Annotated in this window: 27 protein-coding genes; 5 read left to right on the top strand and 22 right to left on the bottom strand. The window is 72.1% G+C overall.

The window, feature by feature from the left end:
* Positions 1 to 11: 11 nt before the first annotated feature.
* Positions 12 to 770, bottom strand: coding sequence for an MlaE family ABC transporter permease (locus tag ACERUN_RS09830; RefSeq protein WP_370289737.1), 759 nt, complete (start codon positions 768 to 770; stop codon positions 12 to 14).
* Positions 771 to 905: 135 nt separating this feature from the next.
* Here ACERUN_RS09830 and ACERUN_RS09825 point away from each other — a divergent pair, with 135 nt between their 5' ends.
* Positions 906 to 1,703 carry an SDR family NAD(P)-dependent oxidoreductase gene (locus ACERUN_RS09825; protein WP_370289736.1) on the top strand — a complete coding sequence of 266 codons (798 nt, stop codon included), beginning with the start codon at positions 906 to 908 and terminating at the stop codon, positions 1,701 to 1,703.
* 5 nt (positions 1,704 to 1,708) lie between these two features.
* Here the strand turns inward: ACERUN_RS09825 and ACERUN_RS09820 are convergent, their stop codons facing one another.
* Positions 1,709 to 2,677, bottom strand: coding sequence for a MaoC family dehydratase (locus tag ACERUN_RS09820; protein ID WP_370289735.1), 969 nt, complete (start codon positions 2,675 to 2,677; stop codon positions 1,709 to 1,711).
* The gene (locus ACERUN_RS09815; RefSeq protein ID WP_370289734.1) at positions 2,674 to 3,549 is read right to left on the bottom strand and encodes a CoA ester lyase; all 876 of its coding nucleotides are present in this window, start codon (positions 3,547 to 3,549) and stop codon (positions 2,674 to 2,676) included. The genes ACERUN_RS09820 and ACERUN_RS09815 overlap by 4 nt, the downstream gene beginning before the upstream one ends.
* A 55-nt stretch (positions 3,550 to 3,604) precedes the next feature.
* Here ACERUN_RS09815 and ACERUN_RS09810 point away from each other — a divergent pair, with 55 nt between their 5' ends.
* Positions 3,605 to 4,762 (top strand): acyl-CoA dehydrogenase family protein, encoded by a 1,158-nt coding sequence (locus tag ACERUN_RS09810; RefSeq protein WP_370289733.1) that lies wholly within the window; start codon positions 3,605 to 3,607, stop codon positions 4,760 to 4,762.
* A 66-nt stretch (positions 4,763 to 4,828) separates the two neighbouring features.
* A complete protein-coding gene (locus tag ACERUN_RS09805; protein WP_370289732.1) occupies positions 4,829 to 5,458 on the top strand; it encodes a TetR/AcrR family transcriptional regulator in 630 nt (209 codons plus the stop codon).
* A gap of 73 nt (positions 5,459 to 5,531) precedes the next feature.
* Here the strand turns inward: ACERUN_RS09805 and ACERUN_RS09800 are convergent, their stop codons facing one another.
* The 19 genes from ACERUN_RS09800 to ACERUN_RS09710 all read right to left on the bottom strand — a co-directional run bounded on the left by ACERUN_RS09800 (position 5,532) and on the right by ACERUN_RS09710 (position 23,654).
* A complete protein-coding gene (locus tag ACERUN_RS09800) occupies positions 5,532 to 6,791 on the bottom strand; it encodes an NAD(P)/FAD-dependent oxidoreductase (protein ID WP_370289731.1) in 1,260 nt (419 codons plus the stop codon).
* On the bottom strand, positions 6,788 to 6,979 hold the full coding sequence (locus tag ACERUN_RS09795) for a ferredoxin (protein ID WP_370289730.1): 192 nt from the start codon (positions 6,977 to 6,979) through the stop codon (positions 6,788 to 6,790). The genes ACERUN_RS09800 and ACERUN_RS09795 overlap by 4 nt, the downstream gene beginning before the upstream one ends.
* Positions 6,980 to 7,066: 87 nt before the next feature.
* Complete coding sequence (locus ACERUN_RS09790) at positions 7,067 to 8,365, bottom strand: phytoene desaturase family protein (RefSeq protein ID WP_370289729.1); 1,299 nt, start codon at positions 8,363 to 8,365, stop codon at positions 7,067 to 7,069.
* Between the two features lie 26 nt (positions 8,366 to 8,391).
* Positions 8,392 to 9,555 carry an acyl-CoA dehydrogenase family protein gene (locus tag ACERUN_RS09785; RefSeq protein WP_370289728.1) on the bottom strand — a complete coding sequence of 388 codons (1,164 nt, stop codon included), beginning with the start codon at positions 9,553 to 9,555 and terminating at the stop codon, positions 8,392 to 8,394.
* Position 9,556: 1 nt separating this feature from the next.
* The gene (locus tag ACERUN_RS09780; protein ID WP_370289727.1) at positions 9,557 to 10,777 is read right to left on the bottom strand and encodes an enoyl-CoA hydratase-related protein; all 1,221 of its coding nucleotides are present in this window, start codon (positions 10,775 to 10,777) and stop codon (positions 9,557 to 9,559) included.
* A gap of 65 nt (positions 10,778 to 10,842) precedes the next feature.
* Positions 10,843 to 12,033 carry an acetyl-CoA acetyltransferase gene (locus ACERUN_RS09775; RefSeq protein ID WP_370289726.1) on the bottom strand — a complete coding sequence of 397 codons (1,191 nt, stop codon included), beginning with the start codon at positions 12,031 to 12,033 and terminating at the stop codon, positions 10,843 to 10,845.
* On the bottom strand, positions 12,033 to 13,400 hold the full coding sequence (locus ACERUN_RS09770; protein ID WP_370289725.1) for an OB-fold domain-containing protein: 1,368 nt from the start codon (positions 13,398 to 13,400) through the stop codon (positions 12,033 to 12,035). Before ACERUN_RS09770 ends, ACERUN_RS09775 begins: the two co-directional genes overlap by 1 nt.
* Positions 13,397 to 14,617 (bottom strand): acetyl-CoA C-acetyltransferase, encoded by a 1,221-nt coding sequence (locus ACERUN_RS09765; protein WP_370289724.1) that lies wholly within the window; start codon positions 14,615 to 14,617, stop codon positions 13,397 to 13,399. Before ACERUN_RS09765 ends, ACERUN_RS09770 begins: the two co-directional genes overlap by 4 nt.
* Before the next feature lie 22 nt (positions 14,618 to 14,639).
* A complete protein-coding gene (locus tag ACERUN_RS09760; protein WP_370289723.1) occupies positions 14,640 to 15,911 on the bottom strand; it encodes an acetyl-CoA hydrolase/transferase family protein in 1,272 nt (423 codons plus the stop codon).
* Positions 15,908 to 16,195: a hypothetical protein gene (locus ACERUN_RS09755; protein ID WP_370289722.1), complete on the bottom strand. Its 288-nt coding sequence runs from the start codon at positions 16,193 to 16,195 to the stop codon at positions 15,908 to 15,910. Before ACERUN_RS09755 ends, ACERUN_RS09760 begins: the two co-directional genes overlap by 4 nt.
* 7 nt (positions 16,196 to 16,202) lie before the next feature.
* Positions 16,203 to 16,766 (bottom strand): aromatic-ring-hydroxylating dioxygenase subunit beta, encoded by a 564-nt coding sequence (locus ACERUN_RS09750; protein WP_370289721.1) that lies wholly within the window; start codon positions 16,764 to 16,766, stop codon positions 16,203 to 16,205.
* Positions 16,763 to 18,043 (bottom strand): Rieske 2Fe-2S domain-containing protein, encoded by a 1,281-nt coding sequence (locus tag ACERUN_RS09745; protein WP_370289720.1) that lies wholly within the window; start codon positions 18,041 to 18,043, stop codon positions 16,763 to 16,765. The genes ACERUN_RS09750 and ACERUN_RS09745 overlap by 4 nt, the downstream gene beginning before the upstream one ends.
* Positions 18,040 to 19,809 (bottom strand): class I adenylate-forming enzyme family protein, encoded by a 1,770-nt coding sequence (locus tag ACERUN_RS09740; RefSeq protein ID WP_370289719.1) that lies wholly within the window; start codon positions 19,807 to 19,809, stop codon positions 18,040 to 18,042. The genes ACERUN_RS09745 and ACERUN_RS09740 overlap by 4 nt, the downstream gene beginning before the upstream one ends.
* Before the next feature lie 73 nt (positions 19,810 to 19,882).
* Positions 19,883 to 20,083, bottom strand: coding sequence for a hypothetical protein (locus ACERUN_RS09735; protein WP_370289718.1), 201 nt, complete (start codon positions 20,081 to 20,083; stop codon positions 19,883 to 19,885).
* A complete protein-coding gene (locus ACERUN_RS09730) occupies positions 20,080 to 20,889 on the bottom strand; it encodes an enoyl-CoA hydratase/isomerase family protein (protein WP_370289717.1) in 810 nt (269 codons plus the stop codon). Before ACERUN_RS09730 ends, ACERUN_RS09735 begins: the two co-directional genes overlap by 4 nt.
* On the bottom strand, positions 20,886 to 21,689 hold the full coding sequence (locus ACERUN_RS09725; RefSeq protein WP_370289716.1) for an enoyl-CoA hydratase/isomerase family protein: 804 nt from the start codon (positions 21,687 to 21,689) through the stop codon (positions 20,886 to 20,888). Before ACERUN_RS09725 ends, ACERUN_RS09730 begins: the two co-directional genes overlap by 4 nt.
* A complete protein-coding gene (locus ACERUN_RS09720) occupies positions 21,686 to 22,471 on the bottom strand; it encodes an enoyl-CoA hydratase/isomerase family protein (protein ID WP_370289715.1) in 786 nt (261 codons plus the stop codon). Before ACERUN_RS09720 ends, ACERUN_RS09725 begins: the two co-directional genes overlap by 4 nt.
* Positions 22,468 to 23,205: a 3-oxoacyl-ACP reductase FabG gene (gene fabG / locus ACERUN_RS09715; RefSeq protein WP_370289714.1), complete on the bottom strand. Its 738-nt coding sequence runs from the start codon at positions 23,203 to 23,205 to the stop codon at positions 22,468 to 22,470. The genes ACERUN_RS09720 and fabG overlap by 4 nt, the downstream gene beginning before the upstream one ends.
* A complete protein-coding gene (locus ACERUN_RS09710) occupies positions 23,202 to 23,654 on the bottom strand; it encodes a MaoC family dehydratase (RefSeq protein WP_370289713.1) in 453 nt (150 codons plus the stop codon). Before ACERUN_RS09710 ends, fabG begins: the two co-directional genes overlap by 4 nt.
* Positions 23,655 to 23,755: 101 nt before the next feature.
* On the opposite strand from ACERUN_RS09710, the gene ACERUN_RS09705 reads away from it, so the two are divergent.
* The gene (locus ACERUN_RS09705; RefSeq protein WP_370289712.1) at positions 23,756 to 24,907 is read left to right on the top strand and encodes an acetyl-CoA C-acetyltransferase; all 1,152 of its coding nucleotides are present in this window, start codon (positions 23,756 to 23,758) and stop codon (positions 24,905 to 24,907) included.
* A gap of 11 nt (positions 24,908 to 24,918) precedes the next feature.
* Positions 24,919 to 26,076: an acyl-CoA dehydrogenase family protein gene (locus tag ACERUN_RS09700; protein WP_370289711.1), complete on the top strand. Its 1,158-nt coding sequence runs from the start codon at positions 24,919 to 24,921 to the stop codon at positions 26,074 to 26,076.
* The last annotated feature ends 186 nt before the right edge of the window (positions 26,077 to 26,262 follow it).

Here is a 26,262-nt window from a genome sequence, read left to right as displayed (position 1 = left end):
GTCTCCGGTTCTCAGAGGACGGCGAACTGGATGAGGCTGATGGTCAGGCTGACCGGGACGAGGACGGCGACCGTGATGACCACGGCCTGGTTGACGGCGTCGCCGACACCCTTGGAGCCTCCGGCCACGTTGAGGCCGCGGTAGCAGGCGATGATCGCCGCGATGAGGCCGAAGACGAACGCCTTGACCATGCTCACCGCGAACTCCGGCACGCCGGTGAACAGCGGGACGCTGGCGACGTAGGCACCGGGCGTCACGCCCTGGAGGTAGACCGAGAAGAAGTAGCCGCCCACGAGCCCTCCGGCGCAGATGAGCACGTTGAGGAACAGCGACACGACCACGGCCGCCACGATGCGGGGCACGACGAGGCGCTGGATCGGATCGATGCCGAGCACCTGCATCGCCGCGATCTCCTCGCGGATCGTGCGCGCCGCGAGGTCGGCGCAGATCGCCGTGCCGCCGGCCCCGGCGACGACCACCACGGTGACGAACGGGCCGATCTGCTGCACCGAGGCGATGCCGGCGATGCCCCCCGAGAGGTCGAGGGCACCGAGGTCCTTCAGCAGCAGGTTGACCTCGAAGATCACGAGCAGCGTGAAACCCAGCATCACGAGCAGGGTCGGGATGAGCGAGACGCGGGTGATGAACCAGGCCTGCTGCACGGCCTCACGCCACGAGAAGCGCTTGGTGAACAGGATGACCAGCGCGTCGAGCGCCATGGCGAGGACGTCGCCGAGCGCACGCGTCGGCTTGCCGATCGCGTCGACCATCGAAGACATCTTTCCCCCATGAGAGCACCGCGACCCTGGAAACATAATTGAATCTAGATTAAAGTCGCGTCCCGCAGACGTTAGGCGCGCCTCGGGGGTGTGTCAAGCGTCACGGCCACCGACGAGGGGATGACGATGGATCTGGGACTGACAGGCGCGCGGGTGGTCGTCACCGGCGGCGCGTCGAACATCGGGCGCGGCATCGTGCACGCCTTCGCGGCTGAGGGGAGCCGCATCGTTCTCGCCGACATCGACGGCGATCAGGCCGAGAAGGTGGCGCAGGAGGCGCGCGCGCTCGGCGCCGCGGACGTGCTGACCGCCGTCGGAGACCTGACGAGCGAGGGCGAGGCCGACCGGGCGATCGCCTCGGCCGTCGACGCCTGGGGCGGGGTGGACTGCCTGGTCAACAACGCCGGCTGGAGCACGCCGGGCTTCATCGCGAAGAACACCGACCGGGGCAACTGGCAGCGCACGGTCGAGATCAACTTCTACACCGCGATCGCCGCGACCCAGGCGGCGCTCACCCCGATGCGCGCGCAGGGCGAGGGGTCGATCGTGTTCATCGCCAGCGAGGCCGCCTTCGGCCAGATCCGCCAGGGCGTGTACGGCGCGACGAAGGCCGCCGTGGTGGCGCTGGCACGCACCACCGCCCGCGAGCACGGGCGGCACGGCGTCCGGTCGAACGTCGTCTGCCCGGGCCTCGTCGTCCCCGACGGTCCGGACGCCGTGGGGGCGAGCAGCCTGTGGTCGGTCGGCAAGGACAACGTCTTCAACGACGACCAGGCCGCCTACCTGCTCAAGGACACCCCCCTCGGGCGCTTGACCACGGCGGCCGACGTCGCGAGCTCGGTGCTCTTCCTCGCCTCCCCCACGGCCGCCCGACAGGTGACGGGGCAGCTGTTCAGCGTCAGCGGCGGCTACACGATGCCCTGAGCCGATCAGGCGTGGAGGGCGGAGTACCTCCAGTCGAGCACCCTCGCCCCCTCGCCGGAGGTGACCACGGAGCGCAGGTCGAGGACGGTCCACCCGTCCACCTGCGTCGATCGCAGCACCTCGACGGTGCTGCGCAGGGTGTCGCCCTCGTGCACCGGGCCGACGTGGTCGCACGACTCCCAGGCCAGCACCGTGACGAGGCCGGGCAGCGCCCGGGTCGCCTGTGCCGCCGCTAGGGCGATGGTGTGCCCGCCGTAGACCAGCCGACGCCCACCGGCCGCGGCCTCGTCGTGGTGGACGGCGGCGACATTGGTCGTCAGCCTGGCCAGCTCGGGGGCGCTGCTGACGACGTCACCGCCCTCGACCTCGAGGACGGCGCCCGCCGCCGGCACTCCCCCGCCGAAGCGAGCCAGGCCCTTGCGGTCCCAGTCGGGGACCAGGGCCGCGGACGTGAGGGGTTCGCCGGCGCCGACGACCGACAGGTCGTCGTCACGGCCCGTGGCGGCCCCGCGCACGGGGAGCATCGCGCAGCGGTAGAAGTCGAGGACCGTGCGCGCGTCCTGGTCGAGCGTCACCATGTGCAGGGCGGCCAGCCCGGTGGCGGGGCGCCCCTCGCGCCGAGTGTTCTCCTTCAGGCCCACGACCGTCGTGGTGGTGCGCAGCGTGTCGCCGATCGCCGGCTGGCGCAGCAGCGCCAGGCGGCGGTAGAAGAGGTTGGCCCTCACGCGCTGGGTGACGAGGGTCGACTGACCGATGGCCGTGTTCCACACCAGGGTCGGGCTGGCGAGCGCCGCGCCGGCGACCCGGCGCGACAGGTCGTCGTCGAGCGCGAGGCGCCAGCGGTCGCCGACGATCGCCTGGTGCGCCGCCGCCCGACCCTCCGTGAGCGTGACGCCCGGAGCGGAGTCGAACACCTGCCCGACCTCGAGATCGTCGAACCAGGGGCCGCCGACGAGCTGCGTGACGCCGCTCATCGCGCCGCCCTCGCCAGCACCCGGCGCGCGTCGCGGGCCATGGCCTCGTCGACGAGGGCGTCATCGAGGACGGCGGCGCCGCGGCCCTCCTCGGCGGCTCGCTGCAGTGCCGCGAGCACCCGTCGGGCGTGGTCGACCCGATCGGCGGCGGGCGTGAACGCGGAGGCCACCCGGGCCACCTGGCGCGGGTGGATCACCCACTTGCCGTCGAACCCGAGGGCGGCCGACCGCGCGACCTCGGTGGCGAACGCGTCGTCGTCCTGCACCCCGAGGTGGGGGCCGTCGACGACCTCGACACCGGCAGCGCGGCCGTGCAGGAGCACCTGCTCCTGCACGGCCAGCCACGTTCCCGGGTCGCGCGGCCGCTCCCTCCCCAGGGACGCCGCCAGATCGGCGTAGCCGATGACGACGGCCACCAGCCGGGGCGAGGCCCCCACCACCTCACCGACCCCGGCGATCCCGCCCGCGGTCTCGAGCAGCGCCTGGACGGCGAGCCGGCGCTGCCGACCGCACCCGGCCTCCGCGCCGTCGAGCAGGCGGTCGACGAAGGCGAGGTCGCCCTGGGACTCGACCTTGGGGACGACCACCGAGTCGACCTCCGGGATCCCAGCGACGGCGACGAGGTCGCGGTGGCACCAGGGGGTCCGGGGGGCGTTCACCCGCACGGCCACCCGCGGGCGCTCGTCCGGCCACTCGAGACGGGCGAGCTCCTCCCGGGCGGCGTCCTTCCCTCCGACGGCGACGGCGTCCTCGAGGTCGACGACCACCTCGTCGGCGCCGGATCGGAGAGCCTTCAGGATCCTCGCCGGCTCGCTGCCGGGGACGCAGAGCGACGCCCTCCTCGTGATGTTGCCGACGTTGACCGCTCGCATTCTTTTAATCTACATTAAACTCAATTCTGTCGACAAGATGCCCCGGGAGTGACCCATGCCGCAGCTGTCCAGCGAGGAGCGCGAGGTCGTCGCCCTCGTCCGCGAGTGGATCGACCGCGACGTGCGCGGCAACGTGCGCGACGTCGAGCACCGCAACGAGTACCCCGAGAAGTGGATCGAGCAGATGAAGGAGCTCGGCATCTACGGCCTAGCGATCCCCGAGCCCTTCGGCGAGGTGAAGGTCTCGATGCCCTGCTACGTCGAGATCACCGCCGAGCTGGCGCGGGGGTGGATGAGCCTCGCGGGGGCCATGGGCGGGCACACGGTCGTGTCGAAGCTGATCCTCGAGTACGGCACGGAGGAGCAGAAGCGCGCCTACCTGCCCCGCATGGCCACCGGCGAGCTGCGCGCCACCATGGCGCTCACCGAGCCCAGCGGCGGCTCGGACCTCCAGGCCATGCGCACGGTCGCCCGCAAGGACGGCGACGCCTACGTCATCAACGGCTCCAAGACGTGGATCAGCAACGCGCGGCGCTCCGGCCTGATCGCCCTGCTCTGCAAGACCGACCCGGACGCGACGCCGCGTCACACCGGCATCTCGATCCTCCTCGTCGAGCACGGCCCCGGGCTGACGGTCTCGCGCGACCTCCCCAAGCTGGGCTACAAGGGGGTGGAGTCGTGCGAGCTCGCCTTCGACGACTTCCGCACCCCCACCTCCTCGCTCCTCGGCGAGCGCGAGGGCGAAGGGTTCACGCAGATGATGCGCGGGCTCGAGATCGGCCGGATCCAGGTCGCCGCGCGCGCCATCGGCGTCGCCCAGGCGGCCTTCGACGACGCCCTCGCCTACTCCCAGGAGCGGGAGTCGATGGGCAAGCCGATCTGGCAGCACCAGTCGATCGGCAACTACCTGGCCGAGATGGGCACCAAGCTCACCGCCGCCCGCCAGCTCGTGCTCTACGCCGCGGAGAAGTACGACGCCGGGGAGCGCTGCGACATGGAGGCGGGCATGGCCAAGTACTACGCCTCCGAGGTCGGCATGGAGATCGCCTTGAACGCCGTCCGCATCCACGGGGGCTACGGCTACTCCACCGAGTACGACGTCGAGCGCTACTTCCGCGACGCCCCGCTGATGATCGTCGGCGAGGGCACCAACGAGATCCAGCGCAACGTGATCGCCGCCCAGCTGGTGAAGCGTGGCGGGCTCGGACGCTGAGCCCCGGGTGGCGGTGACGGCCCCGGCGGTAGTGTTGCCGCCGTGGCCGCGAAGTCAGGAAGCCCCGTGCTAGCCACGGGCAGCCGGGAGGGCAAGGGCACCGACAAGAAGTCGGCGCGCACCCGCCTGCGCATCCTCGACGCGGCAGCCAAGGTGCTGAGCACCAAGGGCTACGCCGGCATGCGCCTCAGCGACGTCGCGGCCGAGGCGGACCTCCAGGCACCGGCGATCTACTACTACTTCAGCTCGCGCGACGACCTCGTCGAGGAGGTCATGTGGGTCGGCCTGGCTGACATGCGGGCCTTCCTCACCACGGCGCTCGCCGACACCCCGGCCGACGCGACACCGATGGACCGCATCCTGGTGGCCGTGGAGGCCCACCTGCGCCACGAGCTCGAGATCTCCGACTACGCCACCGCCGCCATCCGCAACTCCGGCCTCGTGCCCGAGCAGATCGAGGAGCGCCACCGCGCCGAGGAGAAGAAGTACGGCGCGATCTGGCGCGACCTGGTGAAGGCTGCCGCCGAGGCCGGCGAGATCCGTGACGACCTCGACCCCTACCTCGCACAGATGCTCGTGATGGGCACCATCAACTGGGCCGCCGAGTGGTGGAAGCCCCAGCGCGCCACCATCGATCGCGTGGTGGCCAACGCCCAGTCCTACGTGCGCCACGCCCTCGCGCCCGTCGACCGCTGATCCTGGCTCACTCACCCTGACCCGGTACGAGGGAGCCCCCCAGCATCCCCCGCACCGGGATCTCGGGGTCGGCTCAGGCCTCGGCCAGAGCGGCGCCGGCGCGCTTCTCCCGCCGCTGTGCGGCGAAGGCGAGCGCGTCGTCCCAGGAGCCTCCTCGGCCGATCTGCACGCGGTACTTCATGATGTCGGTCTGCCCGTTGACGGTGAGCGCGCCGATCAGCCGCTCGCCGCGGCGGTAGAGGGCGATCCAGCGGCCCCCCTCGGCCGGGTCGCCCTCGACGAGGCGCACCTCGTCCGCGTCCGGGGATCCGACGAACTGGATCCGGACGTCGTACCAGTCGGACCAGAAGTAGGGCACGGTGCCGTAGGGCGTGGCGTTCTCGGGGTCGAGGGCGTTGCGTGCCGCAGCGGCCCCCTGCTCGGCGGCGGCGGTCCAGTTCTCCATGCGCTGACGCTCGGCGAGGACGGGGTTGAACCAGTTGGCGACGTCGCCGGCGGCGTACACGCCCGGCACACCCGTCCACAGCGTCTCGTCACACACCACGCCGTTGTCGAGGGTGACACCGGAGCCCTCGAGCCAGTCGGTCGCGGGGCGCACCCCGATGCCGACCACGACGAGGTCGGCATCGATGACACGGCCGTCGGCCAGCACGACCCGCTCGACCGCGCCCTCACCCTCCAGCCGGTCGACACCCGTTCCGCACAGCAGGGTCGTGCCGTTGCGCTCGTGCAGCGAGGCGATCGCAGCGCCCATCCGCTCGCCCGTTGCGCGCACCAGAGGCGTCGGCAGGGCTTCGACGATGGTGGCCGGGAGACCGCGCTTGCGTGCGGTGGCCGCGACCTCCGAGCCGATGAAGCCAGCGCCCACGACGACGGTGCGCGCCCCAGCGTCCAAGTGGCGACGGACCTCGAGCGCGTCGTCGAGGGTGCGCAGAGCCATCACTCCCGCGAGGTGCTCGCTCCCGGGGATCATCCGGGGCACCGAGCCGGTCGCGATCACGAGGAGGTCGTAGGGGATGCGCTGCTCCCCCACGGCGACCGTGCGGGCGTCGGTGTCGAGACCCGTCGCCGGGTTGCCCAGCACGAGCTCGACCCCGAGCTCCTCGACCAAGGTGGCCTCGTCACGGAAGAAGGTGCCGGACGACGGCTCGTCGGCGGCGTCGAGGAACGACTTCGAGAGCGGCGGGCGGTCGTAGGGCAGGTGCTCCTCGGCGCCGATCAGCGTGATCGGGCCCTCGAAACCGGCCTTGCGAGCGGCCTCGACGGCGCGCAGACCCGCGAGCGAGGCACCGACCACGACGAGCCGGCGGGCGGCGGTCGACTCCGGGCTCATCGTTCGATCGTGATCGCCTCGGTCGGGCAGCCGGCGACGGCCTCCTCGACGGCCTGGAGCTCCTCGGGCGAGATCTCCTCCTTGAGCAGGACCAGGTCACCCGCGTCGTTCACCTCGAAGAACTCGGGGGCCAGGGACTCACAGATGCCCAGGCCGGTGCACTTGCCGTAGTCGACGACGCACTTCATCGCCCATCCCACCTCTCGTCAGGAACCGATCCAGGGGAGCATAACGATCGTTATGCTCCCCTGGCAAGATGTTTTTCTAATATGGATTCAAACCAGTGCCGGCGTGAAGGCCTGGGCGATCTTGCCGGCGACGATCTCGGCGGTCTCCGCGCACGCGGTGGTGCCGCCGTTGGCGTACTCCTTGACGGCGTCGCCGACGTTCCACAGGCCCGCGAACGGGGTGTCGTGGGTCAGGTCGTAGCCCGCGACCGCACGCTGCGGCGGCCAGCCGTCCTTCGTCGTGACCCTGCTGAGGATCCGGGCGCGCTCGTCGAAGCCCGGGATGGTGTCGCGCAGGTCCTCCATGAGCAGCTCGTACTCGGCCGCCTCGTCGAACTCGCCCACCGAGGGCTTCGGCACCGAGGTGCCGACGTAGAGGTGCCATCCCTCGGGTGCCATCTCGGGGCAGACGTCGGTGTAGTTCGCCATGTAGGCCAGGCGCCGCGACGAGGCGAAGCTCAGCATGCCGGGGGCCTCGATCAGCCGCTCCCGACTGGCGAAATTGACGGTCAGCATGGCGGTGGGACGGTCCGCGCGGTCGACCAGCTCGAGGTAGTCGGCCGGCACGTGCTCGCGCCCGATCAGCCGCACCGTGGCGGCGGGTCCGACGTTGCTGACCACGACCGGCGCCGAGACGACCGAGCCGTCGGCCAGGCGCACCCCGGCGACCCTGTCGTCCTCGAGCAGGATCGCACCGACCTCGGTCGACAGGCGGAGCTCGCCGCCGTCGCGCTCGAACGCGGCGGCGAGACCCTTCCAGAGCCCGATCGTGCCCTCCGGGTGGAAGCCGAAGCGCTTGAAGGCGCTCTTGCGGGTGAAGTAGGTGAGGAACACCCGGGCGGGGAGGTCCTCGGACCCGACGGCGAAGACCGAGGCCGCCATGTTGCGGAAGATGCCGTGCACGCCCTCGTTCTTCGTGTACTTCGACACCCATTCGTGCAGCGTCATCTCCTCCTCCGGCAGGCCGTCGTCCTTGCGGGCCGCACCGATACCGGAGACCAGCTTGGCGCCCTGCCGGGTCAGCTTCTGCAGCAGGAAGCCCCAGCCGCCGCCCGTGACGTCGACGTCCTTGCCCTTGATCCGGTAGAGGATCGGGGGGCTCGGCTCGCGGATCTCGAACGGAGCGCCCACCTCGCGGCAGGTGCGCTCGGTGACGCCACCGACCTCGATGACGATGGCGCCGTCGTTGACCTTGAAGCCGTCGACGTCGGTCGTGGACGCACGCCCACCCACCTTGTCGAGGCGCTCGACGACCAGCACCCGGTAGCCCTGGTGCTGCAGTCGGGCGGCCGTGAACAGGCCGCCGGCGCCGGCGCCGATGACGACGACGTCGTAGTTCTCGCTCATGTGTGCCTCTTTCGGATCGGCGGGTGTCAGTAGGAGCGCGGCAGGCCGAGCGAGGTCTGCGCGACGAAGTTGAGGACCATCTCGCGGCTGACCGGAGCGGTGCGCATGAGGCGGGTGACGAACCACAGCTCGGAGAGTCCGTACTCGTGGGCGAGGCCGTTGCCGCCGTGGGTCTGGATCGCCTGGTCGAGGGCCTTCAGCGCCGCCTCGGCACCGACGTACTTCGCGATGTTGGCGGCCTCGCCCGCCCCCGGGTGGCCGGCGTCGTAGAGCTCGGCCGAGTGCTTGGTGGCCAGGCGGGCCACCTCCACGTCGATGTGAGCGGCGGCCAGCGGGTGGGCGACGCCCTGGTGCTGGCCGATCGGCACCGACCACACCGAACGGGTCTTGGCGTAGTCGGAGGCCTTCTCGATCGCGTAGCGGCCGACGCCGGAGGTGATCGCGCCGACGAGGACGCGCTCCGGGTTGAGTGCGGCGAACACCTGACGCAGGCCGTCGCCCTCGACGCCGACGATGTTCTCGGGCTCGACGAAGACGTCGTCGAAGAAGACGCTGAACTGCTTGTCGGGCGACACGATCGAGGTGTCGATCCTCTGGTAGCTCAGACCCGGGCTGTCGGTCGGGACGATGAAGAGCGAGAGCCTCTTCTTCTCCGGCGTCGAGGCCTGGGCGTCGCGGGCGACCACCAAGATGGCGTCGGCCTGGTCGACGGCGGAGATGTAGTACTTCGAGCCGCTGAGGCGCCAGCCGTCGCCGTCGCGGGTCGCGGTGGTGGCGACCTGGTGGCTGTTCGAGCCGGCATCGGGCTCGGTGAGACCGAAGGCGACCTTCTTCGTGCCGTCGGCGATGCCCGGGAGCCAGGCTCGCTTCTGCTCCGGCGAGCCGTGGGCGGCGAGCACCGAGCCGATCATGGCCGGCGAGATCACCCAGACGAGCATGGGCATGCCGTGGGCGGCCAGCTCCTCGACGACCACGACGGCCTCCTGCATGCCGCCGCCACCACCGCCGTACTCCTCGGGCAGGTGGACGCCGAGCAGGCCCGCCTCGCCGAGCTCGGCCCACAGCTCGGTGATGTCCTCGTTGGCACGCGAGCGCTCGAGGAAGTACCGCTGGTCGTAGCGCGCGCAGATCTTCGCGACGCTCTCGCGGATCGCGCGGTGCTCATCGCTGTCGTGGATCAGACCGGACATCTCATGCTCCTTCGAATCGGGGGCGTTGCTTGGTCAGGAAGGCCGACACCGCAGCTCGCGCGTCGGCGGTGCGTGCAGCCTGGGCGATCGCGGCGCCCTCGGCGCTGCGCTGGGCGGCGGCGTCGCGCGACCAGGAGTCGCGCAGCAGGCGCCGCATGCCGGCGAACGCCGCGCTGGGCCCCTGGGCGAGCTCGCCCGCCAGGGCCCGACCGCGGTCCACCGCGGCATCCCGGTCGGCGGCGAGCTCGTTGACCAGGCCCCAGGCCAGCGCCTCGTCGGCCGTGATCGGACGGTTGCGGAGGTAGGCCTCAGCGGCCCTGGCGGCGCCGATGCGCCGGGGCAGGTGCCAGGTTCCTCCTCCGTCGCCGGTGAGGCCGAGCGCGGCGAAGGCGGTGACGAAGCGGGCGTCGCTGCTCGCCACGACCAGGTCGCCCGCGTAGACGAGACCGAGGCCGCCTCCGGCCACGGCGCCGTGGGCGACGGTCACGATCGGCGCCCGCACCGCGTCCAGCGCGTCGAACGCGAGGTGGAAGGGGGTGGTCATGCGGGTGAGGACGTCGGGCATCGCGCCGAGGCCGTCACCGGACTGCTCGGCGACGTAGGGCAGGTCGCCACCCACGGTCAGCGCCTCGCCGCGACCGGCGATGAGCACGGCGCGGACCCGTGGATCGGCGCCGACCCGCAGGGCCGCGGCCAGGAGATCGTCTGCGAGCTGCTGGTCGATCGCGTTGCGCCGCTGGGGCCGGTCGAGCAGGAGGGTCGCGACGCCATCGTCGTCGACGGTGAGGTCGATCGTGGCGAGCGGCGCCTCGCCACCGAGCGCCTGCACGAACGCCGCGGCGTCGGTCCACTGCTCGAGCTCGACGATCCTGCCCTCGCGCACGGTCCAGAGGTGGTGGAAGGCGGTGTCGAGCGGCAGGCCGGACCTCCGCCCGACCCCGACGTAGCGGCCCCGAACCAGCAGGCGGCCGTCGTGGCCCGCCGACCACGACTCCGGCACCGCTCGCACCCGCCAGTGGCACCCGATCGCGAACCACCCGTTCTCGATCTGGTCGGCGGCACCACGGTGCTCCCCGCCGATGCCGAAGGGCAGGCCGGGCGTCAGGTGCGCCACCAGGTCGTCGGCGACGACGGCGTGGATGCCGGCTCGGTCGCCGGCCGCGAGGGCAGCGTAGAGGCGCTCGACGACCGCGCGGTCACCCGGCACAGCTCCTCCACTCATATAATTGAATGTAGATTAAACAATGCGAGCCCACAAGGCTCCGTCCGCGGAGCGGCGACACGACGTCAGCCTCGATCGCTGCCCACGACGGAGACGAAGGACACGCATCCGCCAGGGCGACCGCCGAGGTTGTGCGTCAGCGCCAGCCGGGCGTCGTCCACCTGGCGGGAGCCGGCTTCGCCGCGCAGCTGCAACCAGGCCTCGTAGAGCATCCGCAGTCCGCTCGCGCCCACCGGGTGGCCGAAGGACTTCAGGCCGCCGTCGACGTTCACCGGCAATCGCCCGTCGGCGTCGAAGGCTCCGGCGAGGACGTCGCGCCACGCCTCGCCGCGATCGCTGAAGCCGAGATCCTCCATCAGCAGGATCTCGGTGGGCGTGAAGCAGTCGTGCACCTCGGCCACCGAGATCTGCGCGCGAGGGTCGGTGACGCCCGCCTGGGCGTAGGCGTCGGCGGCCGAGTGCGCCACCTCGGGAAAGGAGGTGAAGTCGTAGGCGGGGTCGAGGCCGCCCCGCATCGGTCCCGCCGCGAGCGCGAGGGCCTTCACGAAGATCGGGCGGTCGGTGTAGTCGTAGGCCTCCTCGGCGCGGACGACGAGCGCGGCGGCGGCGCCGTCGGAGACCCCGGAACAGTCGAAGATGCCGAGTCGGCCGGCGACCTTGGGCGCCCCGGCGATGGTCTCCCGCGAGACCTCCTTGCGGAACTGCGCCTTCGGGTTGCGGGCGCCGTTGACGTGGTTCTTCCACGCCACGTGGGTCATCGCCTCACGCATCGCAGTCGGGTCGACGCCGTACTTCGCGCTGTAGGCCGGGTCGAGCAGGGAGAAGGCGGCGGGAGCCGTCAGCGACAGCTCCGACGCCGTGCCGTCCGAGGGAGGGTCGGAGCGCAGCAGTCCGGAGAACCCGGAGTCCTTCAGCTTCTCCACCCCGACGGCCATGACCCGGTCGTAGGCGCCCGAGGCCACGGCGTAGCAGGCGTTGCGGAAGGACTCCGACCCCGTGGCGCAGTAGTTCTCGACGCGGGTGACGGGCCGGTAGTCGACACCGAGGGGACGGCTGAGGGTGAGCCCGGACTGGCCGGAGGCCAGCGTGCCGAGCCAGTAGGCGTCGACGTCGTCGCGCTGCAGGCCTGCGGAGACGAGGCACTCCCCCACCGCCTCGAGCAGCAGGTCGTCGGTCGAGGACTCCCATCGCTCGCCGAAGCGGGTGCAGCCCATGCCGACGATCGCGACGGCGTCCTTGATGCCCCTGCTGCCCATCAGCGCACCCGCGCCTTCCAGAAGTAGTTGTGCACGGCTCCGGCGGTGAACAGGCGCCGGAAAGTCAGGTCGACCGCCGAGCCGACGGCCACGGCGTCCGGATCGGCGTCCGCGACCTCGAGGGTGGTGCGCCCGCCGCCCGCGAAGTCCACGACGACGTCGACCACCGGCGGCGACGGGGAGAAGGCGAGCCGGTCGACGGTGAAGGTGGCCACGGTGCCGTCGAGGTCGGCGGCCGAGACGTCGTCCATGTCGTCGACGGCACCGCAGGCGCGGCACACCCGCAGCGGCGGCAGGTGGAGGAAGCCGCAGGCCCGGCAGCGGGTGCCGCTGAAGCCGAACTTCCAGGAGCCTGCCCGGGCCGACGGGGGTGCGGCGGGCCGGTCCGGCTCGGGACGACGGGGCAGCTCGCGCTCCAGCAGACCGCGCCACGCCAGGTAGGTCGGGTAGGCGACCGGGCGTCCGGATGCCGACTGCTCGGCCACGGGACGCCGGCTCCGCCGCCCGAGGAGGGCGGGGGTGGTGCGCAGGAGCAGGCCGTCGCAGCCGTCGACGGCCGAGAGCACGAGCACGGTCTCGTCGGGTGCCGCGACGTCGAGCACGGCGGCGAGGCCGAGCAGCGGGTCGCTCGCGCCCGCGAAGCCGATGGGCGAGCCGCTGGTGCTGACGCGCCCGGGGACGATCGCCGAGGGCCGCTTCACGATGCCGGCGTTGCCACTGGTCAGCACGACGTGGTCGGCCTGCTCGAGCCCCGCGGCCCCCAGGAGGGCGGCGGCCACCGACCGGACGGCGGGGGCGAGCCGCTCCAGCCCGAACCGCTCCTCCCACTGCTCGCCCGTGGTGCGCTGCGGGTCACGCCAGCGGTCGAGCAGCTCGATGGTCGCGGACGCCGTGCCCAGCACGTCCGCGACCACATCGCCCGTGCCGAAGAGCACCGCGGCCGCGCCGTCGCCGCCGGAGCGTTCGTCGGCGGAGCCGGGCTTGCCCACGCGGACGTCGGCCGCGACGACGAGGCCACCGGCGGCCGCAGCCGCGCGCAGACCGGCGAAGGTGGAACGGGCGGACCCGACGAGGTCGGCGGCGGGCGTGGCGCCTGCGAGACGCAGCGCGGCGTGCACGGCGGTGGCATTGGTCTTGTCGAGGTAGGGCGGCGTCGTGCTCGCCCACCACAGCGCCACGGGCTCCGCACCCGGCGGAGCCGACGCGAGCGCGTCGGCGGCCGCGGCGACCGCCATCGTCGTGGCGTCCTCGTCGAAGGAGGCCACGACGCGGGTGCCCTTGACGCCGCTGTCGGCGCCGAGGCGGTAGGCGGGCAGGTAGGCACCGTAGGCCAGCAGCCCGACCGGGGCGACGGCGTCCGCGCTCATGCGTGCACGCCCCGGAAGAGCGCGGCGATGCCCTGTCCGCCGCCGATGCACATCGTCTCCAGCGCCAGGCCGCCGCGGCGACGGTCGAGCTCGTGGAGCATCGTGGTGAGGATGCGCACGCCGGTGGCGCCGATGGGGTGGCCCAGCGAGATGCCGGAGCCGTTGACGTTGAGCCGGTCGTCGACCTCGTCGAGGCTCACCCCCCACCCGGCGAGCACCGCGAGCACCTGGACGGCGAAGGCCTCGTTGACCTCGATCAGGTCGAGGTCGTCGAAGGTGACGCCCGTGCGGTCGAGGAGGCGGCGCACCGCGGGGACGGGACCGATGCCCATCAGTGCGGGATCGCAGCCGGCCGCGGCCCACCCCTCGAACCAGGCGATCGGCTCGAGGCCGAGGTCGTCGAGCCGGTCCTCGGCGACGACCAGGCAGGCCGAGGCGGCGTCGTTCTGCTGGCTGGAGTTGCCGGCCGTCACGTTGCCGCCGAGCCGGATGGTGCGCAGCCCGGCCAGCACCTCCGGCGTCGTCTGCGGGCGGATGCCCTCGTCGCGGTCGACCACGACGTCGTCACCGCGTCGCTGCGGCACGACGACCGGCACCACCTCGGCGTCGAAGTCGCCGCGCTCCCAGGCCGCGGCGGCCCGCCGGTGGCTGCGCGCGGCGAAGGCGTCGGCCGCCTCCCGGCCGATGCGGTACTCGGCGTCGAGGTTGTCGGCCGTCTCGACCATGCCGGAGATGAACCCGAAGCGCTCCTCGGGCTGCGAGCGCTCGCGTCCGCGGTCGAGGCGGTCATAGAGCGTCTGGTTGCCCGAGCGCGAGCCCCAGCGGGCGGACGTCGTGTAGTGCTCGATGTTGCTCATCGACTCCACGCCGCCCGCGAGGACGACGTCCGCAGCGCCGGTCTGCACCGTCATCGCGGCGGTGATGACCGCCTGCAGGCCGCCGCCGCAGCGCCGGTCAACCTGGAAGCCGGGCACCTCGATCGGCAGACCGGCTGCCAGCGCCGCCCAGCGCCCGATGCAGGGCGCCTCGGAGTTCGCGTAGGACTGGGCGAACGCGACGTCCTCGATGGCGGCCGGGTCGACCCCTGTGCGATCGACGAGGGCGGTGATCACGGTCGCGGCGAGGTCCTCGGCCCGCACCGGGCGCAGGCTGCCGCCAAAGGTGCCGACGGGCGTGCGGACCGGGCCGACGATGGCGACGCGGCGGTTGGTGGTCATCCGGTGCTCCTGGGAAGTGGTGTCACGCCCGGGCCGAGGCCAGGACGCGGTCGGCGTCGGAATCGAGCGCGGCACGCTGGTCGGGGTGGGCGACCGCGATCATCCGCTCCACGCGCTGGGCGAGGGTGGCGCCCCGGAGGTCGGCGACACCGTGCTCGGTCACAATCACGAGATCCTCCGAGCGCGGCGTCGAGACCGGGCCGGACAGCCGGTCGACGATGCGGTGGCTCAGTCCGCTGCGGGTGCGGGCGGTCGAGGGCAGCGCGACGATCGGCACACCCCCCGCCGAGGCCGCCGCGCCGCGCAGGAAGTCGACGGCACCGCCGAGGGCGCCGACGTAGCGCCCGCCCGCGACCTCGGCGTTGACCTGCCCGGTGAGGTCGACCTCGATCGCGGCGTTGATCGCGACCAGGCGGTGCGAGGCGGCCAGCACGGCCGGGTCGTGCGTGTAGGAGGTCGGGCGCAGCGCGACCGCGGGATTGCGGTGCGCCCAGTCGAACAGTGCCTCGGTGCCCCCGAAGAGGCCGCCGACCGCGACCCCTCGGTCGAGGGTCTTGCGAGCGCCGGTGGCCACCCCGGCCTCGATCAGTCGCAGCGCGGTGTCGTTGATGATGCCGGAGTGGATGCCGAGGTCGCGGTGCCCGCGCAGCTCGGCCAGCACCGCCTCGGGCAGGGCACCGATGCCGAACTGGAGCGTTGCGCCGTCGGGGACCAGGGCGGCGACCCGCCGGGCCACGGCCCGCACGTCGTCGGCGACGTCCGGGGTGGGCATCTGCCCGATCGGGCGGGAGGTGGAGAAGGCCGTCGTCCACTGCTCGGGTGAGAGCGTGCGGGCACCGGGCGTCTGCGGCACGCGGTCGTTGACCTCGGCGATCACGACGCGGGCCGTATCGATGGCGGCGGAGAAGTAGTCGTCGCCGAGCCCGAGGCTGTGGCGCCCGTGTTCGTCGGGGGGCGAGACCTGCACGAGCACGACGTCGGCGGCGAGAGCTCCGCCCCGACCGAGCATCGCCGGCAGGCGCGAGTAGTGGACCGGGTGGATCTGCAGCCGCCCGGCGGCGTGCAGGGCGGCGTTGGTGCCCGCCCCGCAGTAGGAGTGCACGTCGACACAGGCGGGCACGAGAGGAAGCCGCAGGGGCGAGTCGGCGGGGATGCCGACGAAGCAGCGCACCCCGCCGATGTCGTCGGCCTGCGCCAGCAGTGCCTCGACGAGCGTGGCGGGCTCGGAGCAGGCCTGGCCCCAGACCACGGTGTCACCGGGTCGGATCCAGGGCCGCAGGTCGGGTGCGTTCACCCGCGCCACCGCTCGTGGGAGGGGTCGAGCAGCTGGGTGAGGTGGCCGTCGCCGAGCCAGACGATGCTCTCGAGCTCGAGGGCGTCGAGCAGTCGCACCCGTCCGGTGCGCAGGTCCTCGACCCGCAGGCGCACCGAGTTGCCCTGCCGGTCCAGGCGCACGGCGATCGAGGCGAACTCGCTCTCGACCACCTGCCCGGCCGGCACCGTCGCGGCACCGGGGTCGTCGTCGAGGTGGACGGCGTGGTGGGGGCCCTCGTCGGGGGCGGGGCTCGCGTCGCTCACCGTCGCCTCAGATCAGGAAGCCGAGGGTCGGCACGGCCCGCTCGTTGTCGGCCAGCACGACCTTCTTGTAGACGAGCCGGATGTCGCCGTCCACGCGGCGCAGGCGGTACGTCGTCCGCCCGCCCCACAGCGTGTTGCCACGGGCGCGCGACTCGAAGGCGAGGAAATTGGCGCCGACCTCGAGGTCGACCTCGCCGCCCGCGCTCTCACGGCCGCCGAGCAGCTCCACGTTGCCCACGATGCGGCGCAGGTTGGACGGCGGCGCCTGGGCGTAGCGCTTGCCCGTCCGCACCTGCTTCAGGCGCGTCGCGATCCGGCTGCGGTTGTCGTAGATGATCGACACGTGGGTGCGCGGGTGCTCACCCTCGCCGTCGACGGGCACCCAGTAGAGGGCGTCGTCGGTCCACAGGGCCTCCCAGCCGTCGTAGTCGTTCTCGTCGGCCAGGCGGGCCTCGCGGTAGAGGAACTGCTCGACGTCGCGGAGGTCCCAGCCCTCGGGGGTGGCCACGAGCGGCCCGCGGTCGGGGCGGGGCATCGCGACCTGGGCGTCGGGCAGGGTCGTCTCGGTCACGCGTCGGCCTCCATCAGCGACTTGTAGTGGTTCCAGAACCCGCGCATGCCGGTCTCGTCGGTCGCGGCGCCGATGGTGAAGCCGTCCTCGTCCACGCTCTCGCGACCCAGGCCGCGGCGGACGTCGAGCCACTCGGGGTCGGCCATCTCGACGCCCCGCTGGTTGCGCTCGTACATCTCGGTGTCGTCGGCCAGGAGCATCCCGGCGGGGCCGACCGAGCCGATCGACTGCGACACCATGCGCTGGTTGAGCTCCCGGCCCCCGTCGAGCTGGACGGCGGTGGCGTACTGCACGCACTCGCCGACGCCGACGGGCTGGATGTTGAAGACCTGGATCTCGGCGATGAAGAGGTTGGGGAAGATCATCACGTGGGGGGCGCCCTCGATCATGCGCCGCTCGGCGTCCTCGCCGTAGGCCTCCTGCATGGCGGCGACGTAGCCGGGGACGCGCTCGGGCGTCGTCCCGAACCAGCGCATCGGCTCGGCGAAGCCGCGGAACTCGGGGCGCAGGTCATTCTCGCTGTGTCCGCCGCCGAGGTTGCGCGTCACGGCCGTGGAACTGTCGCTGTAGAGCGCGCCGATGGGCGAGCCGGTGACGCCGAAGATCGAACCGTGCACGAACTGCGGGTGGTAGCCGTCGGTCTCGTTCTCGGCGAGGAACTTCCAGTTGGCCTTGGTCCGGTGACGCAGCCAGCCGGCGTCGAGCGACACGCGGCCCTCGGGCGAGAGCCCGACGAGCCGGTCGATCTCCTTCTTCGCGGCACCGAGGTGCTCATCGAGGGAGGGGCCCTCCTCGGCCAGGCTGCCGAAGACGAAGCCCTGGTAGGAGTCGACCCGCGCGACCTTGCCCATGCCGAGCTCGAGCTTGTTCTTGCCGCCGTAGCCCTTGTTGTAGGGGTAGCCGAGCAGCTCGCCGGTGTTGCGGTAGGTCCAGCCGTGGTAGGGGCATCGGAACGAGCTGGAGTTGCCGGCCGTGTCGTCGCAGACCTGCAGACCGCGGTGCGCGCAGCGGTTGATGAGCAGGTGCACCTCGCCGTCCTTGTCGCGGGTCATCACGACGTCCTGGTCGGCGAGCTGCTTGCGCACGTAGTCGTTCGGCTGCGGCACCTCGCTCTCGTGGCCGACGAACACCCAGGTCGTGTGCCAGATCCGGCGCAGCTCCTCGGCGTAGATCGACGGATCGGTGTAGAGGCTGCCGTGCACCCGGGCGGGCTGGATGAGCCGGTCGTAGCGGCTCTGCCCGCCGAGGTCCGAGGGGGTCGGGACCGTGGCCGTCATGACGGTTCTCCTTCAGATGTGTCGAGCTCCGCGACGAGCGGGCCGAGGCGGAACTTCTGGACCTTGCCGGTGGCGGTGGTCGGCAGCTGGTCGGCAGCGACGAAGACCACCCGCTTGGGGACCTTGAAGCGGGCGAGGTGCTGCTTGGCATGGGCGATCAGCTCGGCCTCGTCGACGACCGTCGCGCCGGGCGCCGCGGGCGCGCGGACGACGACCGCGCAGCCGATCTCGCCCCACCTCTCGTCGGTGAGCCCGACCGCGAAGGCCTGGCTGACGCCGGGGTGGGCGGCGAGGACCTCCTCGACCTCCTTGGGCATGACGAGCTCGCCGCCCGACTTGTAGACCTCCTTACTGCGCCCGGTGAGCACGAGGTAACCGCGCTCGTCGATGCGCCCGAGGTCGCCGGAGTGCAGCCAGGTCGAGCCGTCGGGGTGCTCACGCAGAGCGGCCTCGGTCTCGTCGGGCTTGGCGAAGTAGCCGAGCATCGTGGTGGGCCCGCAGGAGACCAGCTCGCCCTCGCCGGAGGGGAGCGGGTTGCCGGAGGCCGGGTCGACGGTGCGGTAGGTGGTGAGCGGCGCCAGCCCGCGGTGGGTCGGGGCGGTCGGGACGCCGGCGGCACCGGCCAGCTTGGGGCGCCCGACGGTCGTCGAAGTCAGCACCAGGTCGTCCTCGGGCAGGGTGAGCGTCATCGCGCCACCGCACTCGGTCATGCCGTAGCCGGTGACGATCTCGGAGACGCCGAAGTCCCGCTCGACCTGCTCCCACAGCCAGACCGGAGCAGGGGCGGAGCCGCAGAGGACCGCGGTGAGGCTGGAGAGGTCGACCTCGTGGCGCAGCGAGCTCTCGACGAGGGCCACCGCCATCGTCGGCACGCACAGCAGGTCGGTGACGCGATGGCGCTCGACGGCCCGCAGGTAGGCCTCGGCGCTGAAGGCGGGCAGCATCACCACCGAGCCGCCGACGAACATCGCCGACAGCAGGCCCTCGACGTAGCCGAACATGTGGTAGCACGGCAGCGAGAAGAGGATGCGCCGACCGTCCTCGTAGGCGCGGGTCAGCGCCGAGGCGTAGGCGGTGCGCAGCACCGCGTCGTGGGTGACCTGCACGCCCTTGGGCGACCCGGTGCTGCCGGAGGTGTAGAGCAGGTCGGCGACGTCGTCCGGACGGTGCACGGGCGCGGCGACCGCCGGCCCCTGGCCCAGCGCCTCGAGGTCACTGCCCGTGACCGCGCCGGGTCTGGCCTCCTCGCCGGCCGCAGGCACGTGGACGACGTGGCGCAGGTGCCTCCACCCTGGCAGGGGCCGATCGCCGCCCATCGACGGGTCGTCCCAACCGGGCGCGATCTCGTCGAGGATCGCGAGGTGGTCGATGTCGCCGTACCCGCTCCCCGTGACGACCGCGACGCAGGCCGACTGCTCGACGACGTAGCGCAGCTCCTCGGCGCGGTAGAGGAAGTTGAAGGGCACCGCGACGGCGCCCACGCGGGCGATGGCGAACTTGAGCGTCACGAACTCCGCGCGGTTGGACATCAGCAGGCCGACGTGGTCGCCCGGGCACACACCGAGGCGCTGCAGGCCGGCCGCGATGCGCTGCGACTCCGCCGCCACGTCGGCGTAGGAGAGCGTGCGCGCGTCCGTGATCACGAACGGGCGTTCGCCGTGGCGCTCCGCGCAGTCGTCGAGCCAGGAGTCGAGGGTGCGGGGCGACCAGACGGGGAAACGGTCCGACAGCGCCTCGCGCCGCTCGTCGATCGTGATGCCGGCCATGATCACCTCCTACGTTGTTTAATCTAGATTAGATTATGCGCTCGTGATGGCGCAACAGGTTCCCGCCCCGAGATCAATCGGTGCTGCGCACCTCGCGCAGCTCCTCGCCTCCGACCAGCGCCCGCAGCAGGAACTTCTGGACCTTCCCGGTCGGCGTCGTGGGCACAGGGTGCTGCGCGGCCCGTTCGGCGAGCAGCTGCGGCACGGGCATCGCGAGCAGGTCGACCGAGGTGTCGGCCGACCAGCGCGACTCCGTCAGCGGCGTGCGGGTCACCGGTGCCCCGCCGGCGGGCGGCCGAACTCGGGGCGGCGCTTCTCGGCGAACGCGGCCACCCCCTCAGCGAAGTCGTCGGTGTCCCAGAGCATGGTCTGGTTGCGGATCTCGAGATCGAGGACGGCGAGCGGGTGCCGCGGTTCGCCGGAGAGCATCTGCTTGATCACGCCGAGCGCGAGCGGCGGGCCGGCGGCGAGGCGACCGGCGTCCTCGAGGGCGGCCTGGAGCGCCGTTCCTGGTGCGACCGCTCGGTCGGCGAGCCCGATCCGCTCGGCCTCCGCACCACCGACGCGACTGCCGAGCATGAGCATCTGCCGCGCACGTGCCGGACCGATCCGAGCGGGGAGGCTGGCGAAGACGCCCATGTCGCCGGCCAGCCCCACGCCGGTGAAGGTCGTGGCGAAGGTGGCCTCGACCGAGGTCACGACGCGATCGCACGCGAGCGCGAGCGCGGCACCTGCTCCGAACGCCGGGCCCTCGACAGCCGCGACGACCGGCTTGGGCGTGTGCCAGATGGCCCGGATCACCCGCTGGGCGGCCTGCGCCCTCGGGGTGGTCTCGTGGCGCGGGGCGCGCCGCATCGTGGAGATGTCGCCGCCCGAGCAGAACGCCCCGCCGGCGCCGGTGAGCACGATGGCCCGCACGCGGGCGTCGGAATCGGCCGCCTCGAGCGCCTCGGCGAGCGCGTGACGCAGCGGCAGGTCGATGGCGTTGCGCACCTCGGGGCGGTTGAGGGTGATCACCCGCACCGCCGCACGGTCCTCGACCAGCACGCTGGGAGCTGCGCTCCCCTCGCCGCCGCTCACCGGCCCTCGTACACGCCGGGACGTCGCTCGATCACCGCGGCGAGCGCCTCGAGGCTGTCGGCGGTCCCGGACAGCTCGGAGACCACGCGCGCCTCCTCCGGCAGGCGAGCGGCCACGGTCGAGCCGAGCCCGTCCCACACCAGCCGCTTGGTCGCGGCGAGCCCGAGCGGCGGCTGGGCGGCCAGGTCGGCCGCGAGCGCGTCGACCGAGGCCGCCAGCTCGTCGTCCGGGACGACGCGGGAGACGATCCCGAGCCCGAGCGCCTCCTGTGCCGAGAGCGTCGGATTGGTGAGCAGGATGTCGAGCGCCCGGCGCAGGCCCACGATGCGCGAGAGCGTCACCGTCGTGCCGGCGTCGGGGGCCATCCCCACGCGCACGGCACCGGAGAAGAACCGGGCGCCCTCGCCCGCGACGACCAGGTCGGCCGCGCACACCAGCCCGAAGCCGGCGCCGCCAGCGGCGAAGCCGTGCACCTGGGCGATGACCGGGGCCTTCAGCTGGATCAGCGCGGCCGTGGCCAGCTGCAGCCAGGCGGTTGCCTCGCGCAGGTAGTCCGGAAGGCCCTCCCCCTTCGACAGGAAGGTCTTGACGTCGCCGCCCGCGCAGAAGTTGCGCCCCTCGCCGCTGAGGACGACGACCCGCACGCTCGGATCGGCGTGGCAGGCCAGCGCGACCTCGTGCAGGCGGCGCAGCAGCGCGGCGTCCACCGCGTTCGAGGCGGCGGGACGGTTGAGCCTGATCCGCGCGATGCCGCCGGCGATGTCGAGCAGGACGTCGTCGCGCCCTCCGGTGTCGCTCACGACCGCTCCTTCCTAGGTGCGGCGAAGGCGCCGACGCCGCCCGCCTCGCCGCAGATGTGACGCACGACGGCGTCGGTCTCCATCGCGAGGGCCTCGGTCAGGGGCAGGGCGAGGCCGTCACGGACCAGTCGCTTGATGGTGCTCGTCGCCTCGGGGCGGCGCGAGGCGAGTCGGGCGACGACGGCGGCGACGTCGTCGTCGAAGGTCTCGGCGGGGAAGCTGCGGTAGGCGAGCCCTGCCGCCACCGCCTCCTGCCCGGAGAGCCGGTCGCCGGTCAGCAGCAGGCCGAGGGACTGCTGGCGCCCGAGCGCACGCGGGAGGCGCTGGGAGCCGCCACCGCCGGGCACCATGCCGTGGTTGACGTGGTTGTCGCTGATCCGGGCCCGATCGCTGACGAGCACGAGGTCGCAGGCCTGCATCAGCTCGAACCCGCCTGCCATCGCGACCCCCTCGACGACCGCGACCACCGGCACGCGAGCGGCCTCGACGGCGGCGCAGGCGGCGTGGAAGCACTCGAACAGGCTCCGCAGCGAGCCGGGGCCCTCGGCGCGCAGCCGCTGGACCTCCTCGAAGTCGCCGCCGGCGCAGAAGTTGCCCCCCGCACCGCGGATCACGATGACGTTGACGTCGTCGTCGCGGTCGGCGACGAGCACCGCCTGCTCCAGGGCGACAGCCAGGGCGGTCGTGACGGCGTTCATCGAGGCCGGGCGGTCAAGGGTGAGCGTGGCGATACCCTCGCCGATGTCGAGCCGGACGGGGGGCGGCCAGTCGGCGGCGTTCACATGCCCCTCCCGCCGGAGACCTCGAGGACCGCACCCGTGACGTAGCTCGACAGGTCGCTGGCGAGGAAGAGCACCGCGTTCGCGATCTCCTCGGGCTCACCGGCGCGCCGCATCGGGATGGTCGCCTCGGTCGCTGCGTACGCCTCGGCGCTCATCGCCTCGGTCATCGGCGTGCGGATCAGGCCCGGCTGCACGGCGTTGACGCGCACGCCGTGGTGGGCGAGCTCCTTGGCGGCCGCCTTGGTCATGCCGACGATGCCGGCCTTGGCCGCGCTGTAGTTGGTCTGCCCGGGGTTGCCGACCTTGCCCGACATCGATGACAGGTTGACGATCGATCCGCGCTTGGCCTCGCGCATGACCTCGCTCGCGGCGCGCAGGGCGAGCCAGGTGCCCTGGAGGTGCACGTCGACGACGGCTCGGAAGTCCTCGAGTCGCATCTTCCGCAGCGAGGCGTCGCGGGTGATCCCTGCGTTGTTGACCAGGACGTCGAGGCCCCTGTGGGCCTGCGCGGCACCGGCCACGAGGTCGGCGACCTGCTGCTCGGCGGTCACGTCGCACCCGACGCCACGCGCGCCTCCACCGAGGGAGGCCGCGGCCGCCGCGGCGCGGTCGGCGTCGAGGTCGGCGATGGTGACGGAGGCGCCGTGCTCGATGAAGGTGCGGGCGATGGCCAGGCCGATGCCCTGGGCCGCACCGGTGACCAGCGCGCTGCGGCCCTCCAGCAGCCCGCTCACGCGATGTACCGCACGATCGAGCGGACGACGGCGGCCGGCCGCTCGACCCCCTCGATCTCGAAGGTGCTCTCGACGATCGCCTGAACAGCGCCCTCGAGCGCCGCGGTCTCGACGATCGTCGCCGACAGCCGGATGCGAGCGCCCGCCGGCACCGGGGCCACGAAGCGCACCTTGTCGAGACCGTAGTTCACCGCCATGCGCGGCCCGTCGACGCGGTAGAGCTGGTTGAGCAGCGGCGGGAGGAGCGAGAGCGTCAGGAAGCCGTGCGCGATCGTGCCCCCGAAGGGGCCGGTGGCGGCTCGCTCGGGGTCGACGTGGATCCACTGGTGATCGCCCGTGGCATCGGCGAAGAGATCGATGCGCTCCTGCTCGACCGTCAGCCACTCCGACGTGCCGAGGCTGTCGCCCTCCGACTCGGCGAAGGCGTCCAGCCCGTCGTAGATCTTCACGTCCGCACCTCTCCTAGATTTTCGAATCCAACTTAGATTAAACTCGGAGGGCCGTCAACGCCGCACGGGCTGACGAGCCACCCGTCACTCAGGAGGAACCCATGTCCGAGGCGTACATCGTCGAGGCAGTCCGCACCCCCGTCGGCCGCCGCAAGGGCGGCTTCTCCGACGTCCACCCCGCCGACCTCGCCGCCCACGCACTCCGCGAGCTGGTCGGGCGCGCCGGCGTCGACCCCGCCGCGATCGACGACGTCGTCCTCGGCTGCCTCGACAACATCGGCGCCCAGGCCGGCGACATCGCCCGCACGGCGGCGATCAGCGCCGGGTTCCCGATCACGGTGCCCGGCGTCACCATCGACCGACAGTGCGGCTCGGCGCAGCAGGCCGTCAGCTTCGCCGCCATGGGGGTCAAGAGCGGGATGCAGGACCTCGTGATCGCCGGCGGCGTGCAGAAGATGACGCAGTTCCCGATCCTGTGCGCCTTCGCCGCCGGGGAGCCGTACGGATCCACCGACCCCTGGACCGGGAACGAGGGCTGGCAGGCCCGCTACCCCGGCGAGGAGATCTCGCAGTTCCGCGGCGCCGAGATGATGGCCGAGCACTGGAAGCTCACGCGCGAGGACTGCGAGGAGTGGGCCTACCAGAGCCACCAGCGCGCGATCGCCGCGATCGACGCCGGCCACTTCGACCGGGAGATCTCCCCGTTCGCCGGCGTCTCGGTCGACGAGGGCCCGCGCCGCGACACCAGCCTCGAGAAGATGGCCGAGCTCTCCACCCTCGTGCCCGACGGCGTCCTGACCGCCGGTGTGGCCTCGCAGATCTCGGACGCCTCGGCCGCCCTCCTGATCGCCTCCGAGCGTGCCGTCGAGGAGCACGGACTGACGCCGCGGGCCCGCATCCACCACGCCTCGGTGCTCGGCGACGACCCGGTGATGATGCTCTCCGCCCCCATCCCGGCGACCCAGCGGGCGCTGAAGAAGGCCGGCCTCACGATCGACGACATCGACGTGGTCGAGATCAACGAGGCGTTCGCGCCCGTCGTCCTCGCCTGGAACAAGGAGCTCAACGCCGACCCGGCCAAGGTCAACCCCAACGGCGGCGCGATCGCGCTGGGCCACCCGATCGGCGCCACCGGCGCCCGGCTGATGACGTCGCTGCTGCACGAGCTCGAGCGCACCGGCGGCCGCTACGGGCTGCAGACCATGTGCGAGGGCGGCGGCCAGGCCAACGTCACCATCATCGAGCGGATCTGAGGCACGACACCGTGAAGCGCACCCTGTACGACACCGACCACGAGGCCTACCGCGCGACCGTGAGGGAGTTCCTCGCCCGCGAGGTGGCCCCCCACAAGGACCAGTGGGACGACGAGCGCTGGATCCCGCGCGAGCTGTTCAAGAAGGCCGCCGAGGCCGGCCTCTACGGGCTCCACATCCCCGAGGAGTTTGGCGGCTCCGGCGTCGACGACTACCGCTACCGCCTCGTCGTCGGGGAGGAGGTCGCTCGGATCAACGCCATCTCACTCACCGTGACCCTGGGGCTGCAGGACGACCTCTTCCTGGCCTACCTGCTGGGTCGCAGCAACGACGAGCAGAAGAAGAAGTGGTTGCCGGGCGTGGCCGCCGGCGAGCTGATCGGGGCGCTGGCCCTGACCGAACCCGGCACCGGCAGCGACCTGCAGGGCATCCGGACGTCCGCGCGGCGTGACGGCGACCACTTCGTCGTCAATGGGCAGAAGACGTTCATCTCCAGCGGCATCATGGCCGACCTGATCGTGCTCGCCGTGCGCACCGATCCCGACGGCGGGTCCGACGGCTTCAGCCTGCTCATGGTCGAGGCCGACAGCACACCCGGCTTCGAGCGCGGTCGCAAGCTCGACAAGATCGGGCTGCCCGCGCAGGACACCGCCGAGCTCTTCTTCACCGATGCCCGCGTGCCGGTCGAGAACCTCATCGGCGAGGAGGGGCAGGGGTTGCGCTACCTCATGAGCCACCTGCCGCGCGAGCGCCTGGGCATCACCAACCAGTCGATCACCACCGCCCGCGCGATCTACGAGCAGACGGTGACCTACCTCAAGGAGCGCACGGCGTTCGGCCGGCCGCTGATCGACTTCCAGAACACTCGCTTCGAGCTCGCCGAGATGGAGACCGAGCTGGACATCGCCCAGTCCTACGTCGACGCCTCCGTGCTGGCCTTCAACGCCGGCGAGCTCACGCCCGCCGAGGCTGCGAAGGGCAAGTGGTACGTCAGCGAGCTGCAGAAGCGCGTCCTGGACCGTTGCCTGCAGCTGCACGGTGGCTACGGCTTCATGCGGGAGTACGCGGTCGGCAAGGCCTACGTCGACAGCCGCATCCAGACGATCTACGGCGGCACCACCGAGATCATGAAGGAGATCATCGGCCGCGAGATCGCTGCCCGCGCCTGATCTCCGGTCCCGGCCGAGCCGGGGCCGGCACGTGACAGCCGTCCGGCGCCCCCCCCCCGCCACGGTCTCTCACCCCCTCGACACCCGAGTGGCTCCCGGGTGTACGTCACCAGTGTGCGCCCGCCGCGGGTGCGGCGCAGCCCTGCACGATTGTGGTCGCGTCGAATCCAAGCCGCGACTCGTTTC

The sequence above is a fragment of the Nocardioides sp. genome, from assembly GCF_964229035.1.
Lineage (GTDB): Bacteria > Actinomycetota > Actinomycetes > Propionibacteriales > Nocardioidaceae > Nocardioides.
Note: the sequence above shows the minus strand (reverse complement) of the source record. Positions and strands in the feature narration are given on the sequence as shown.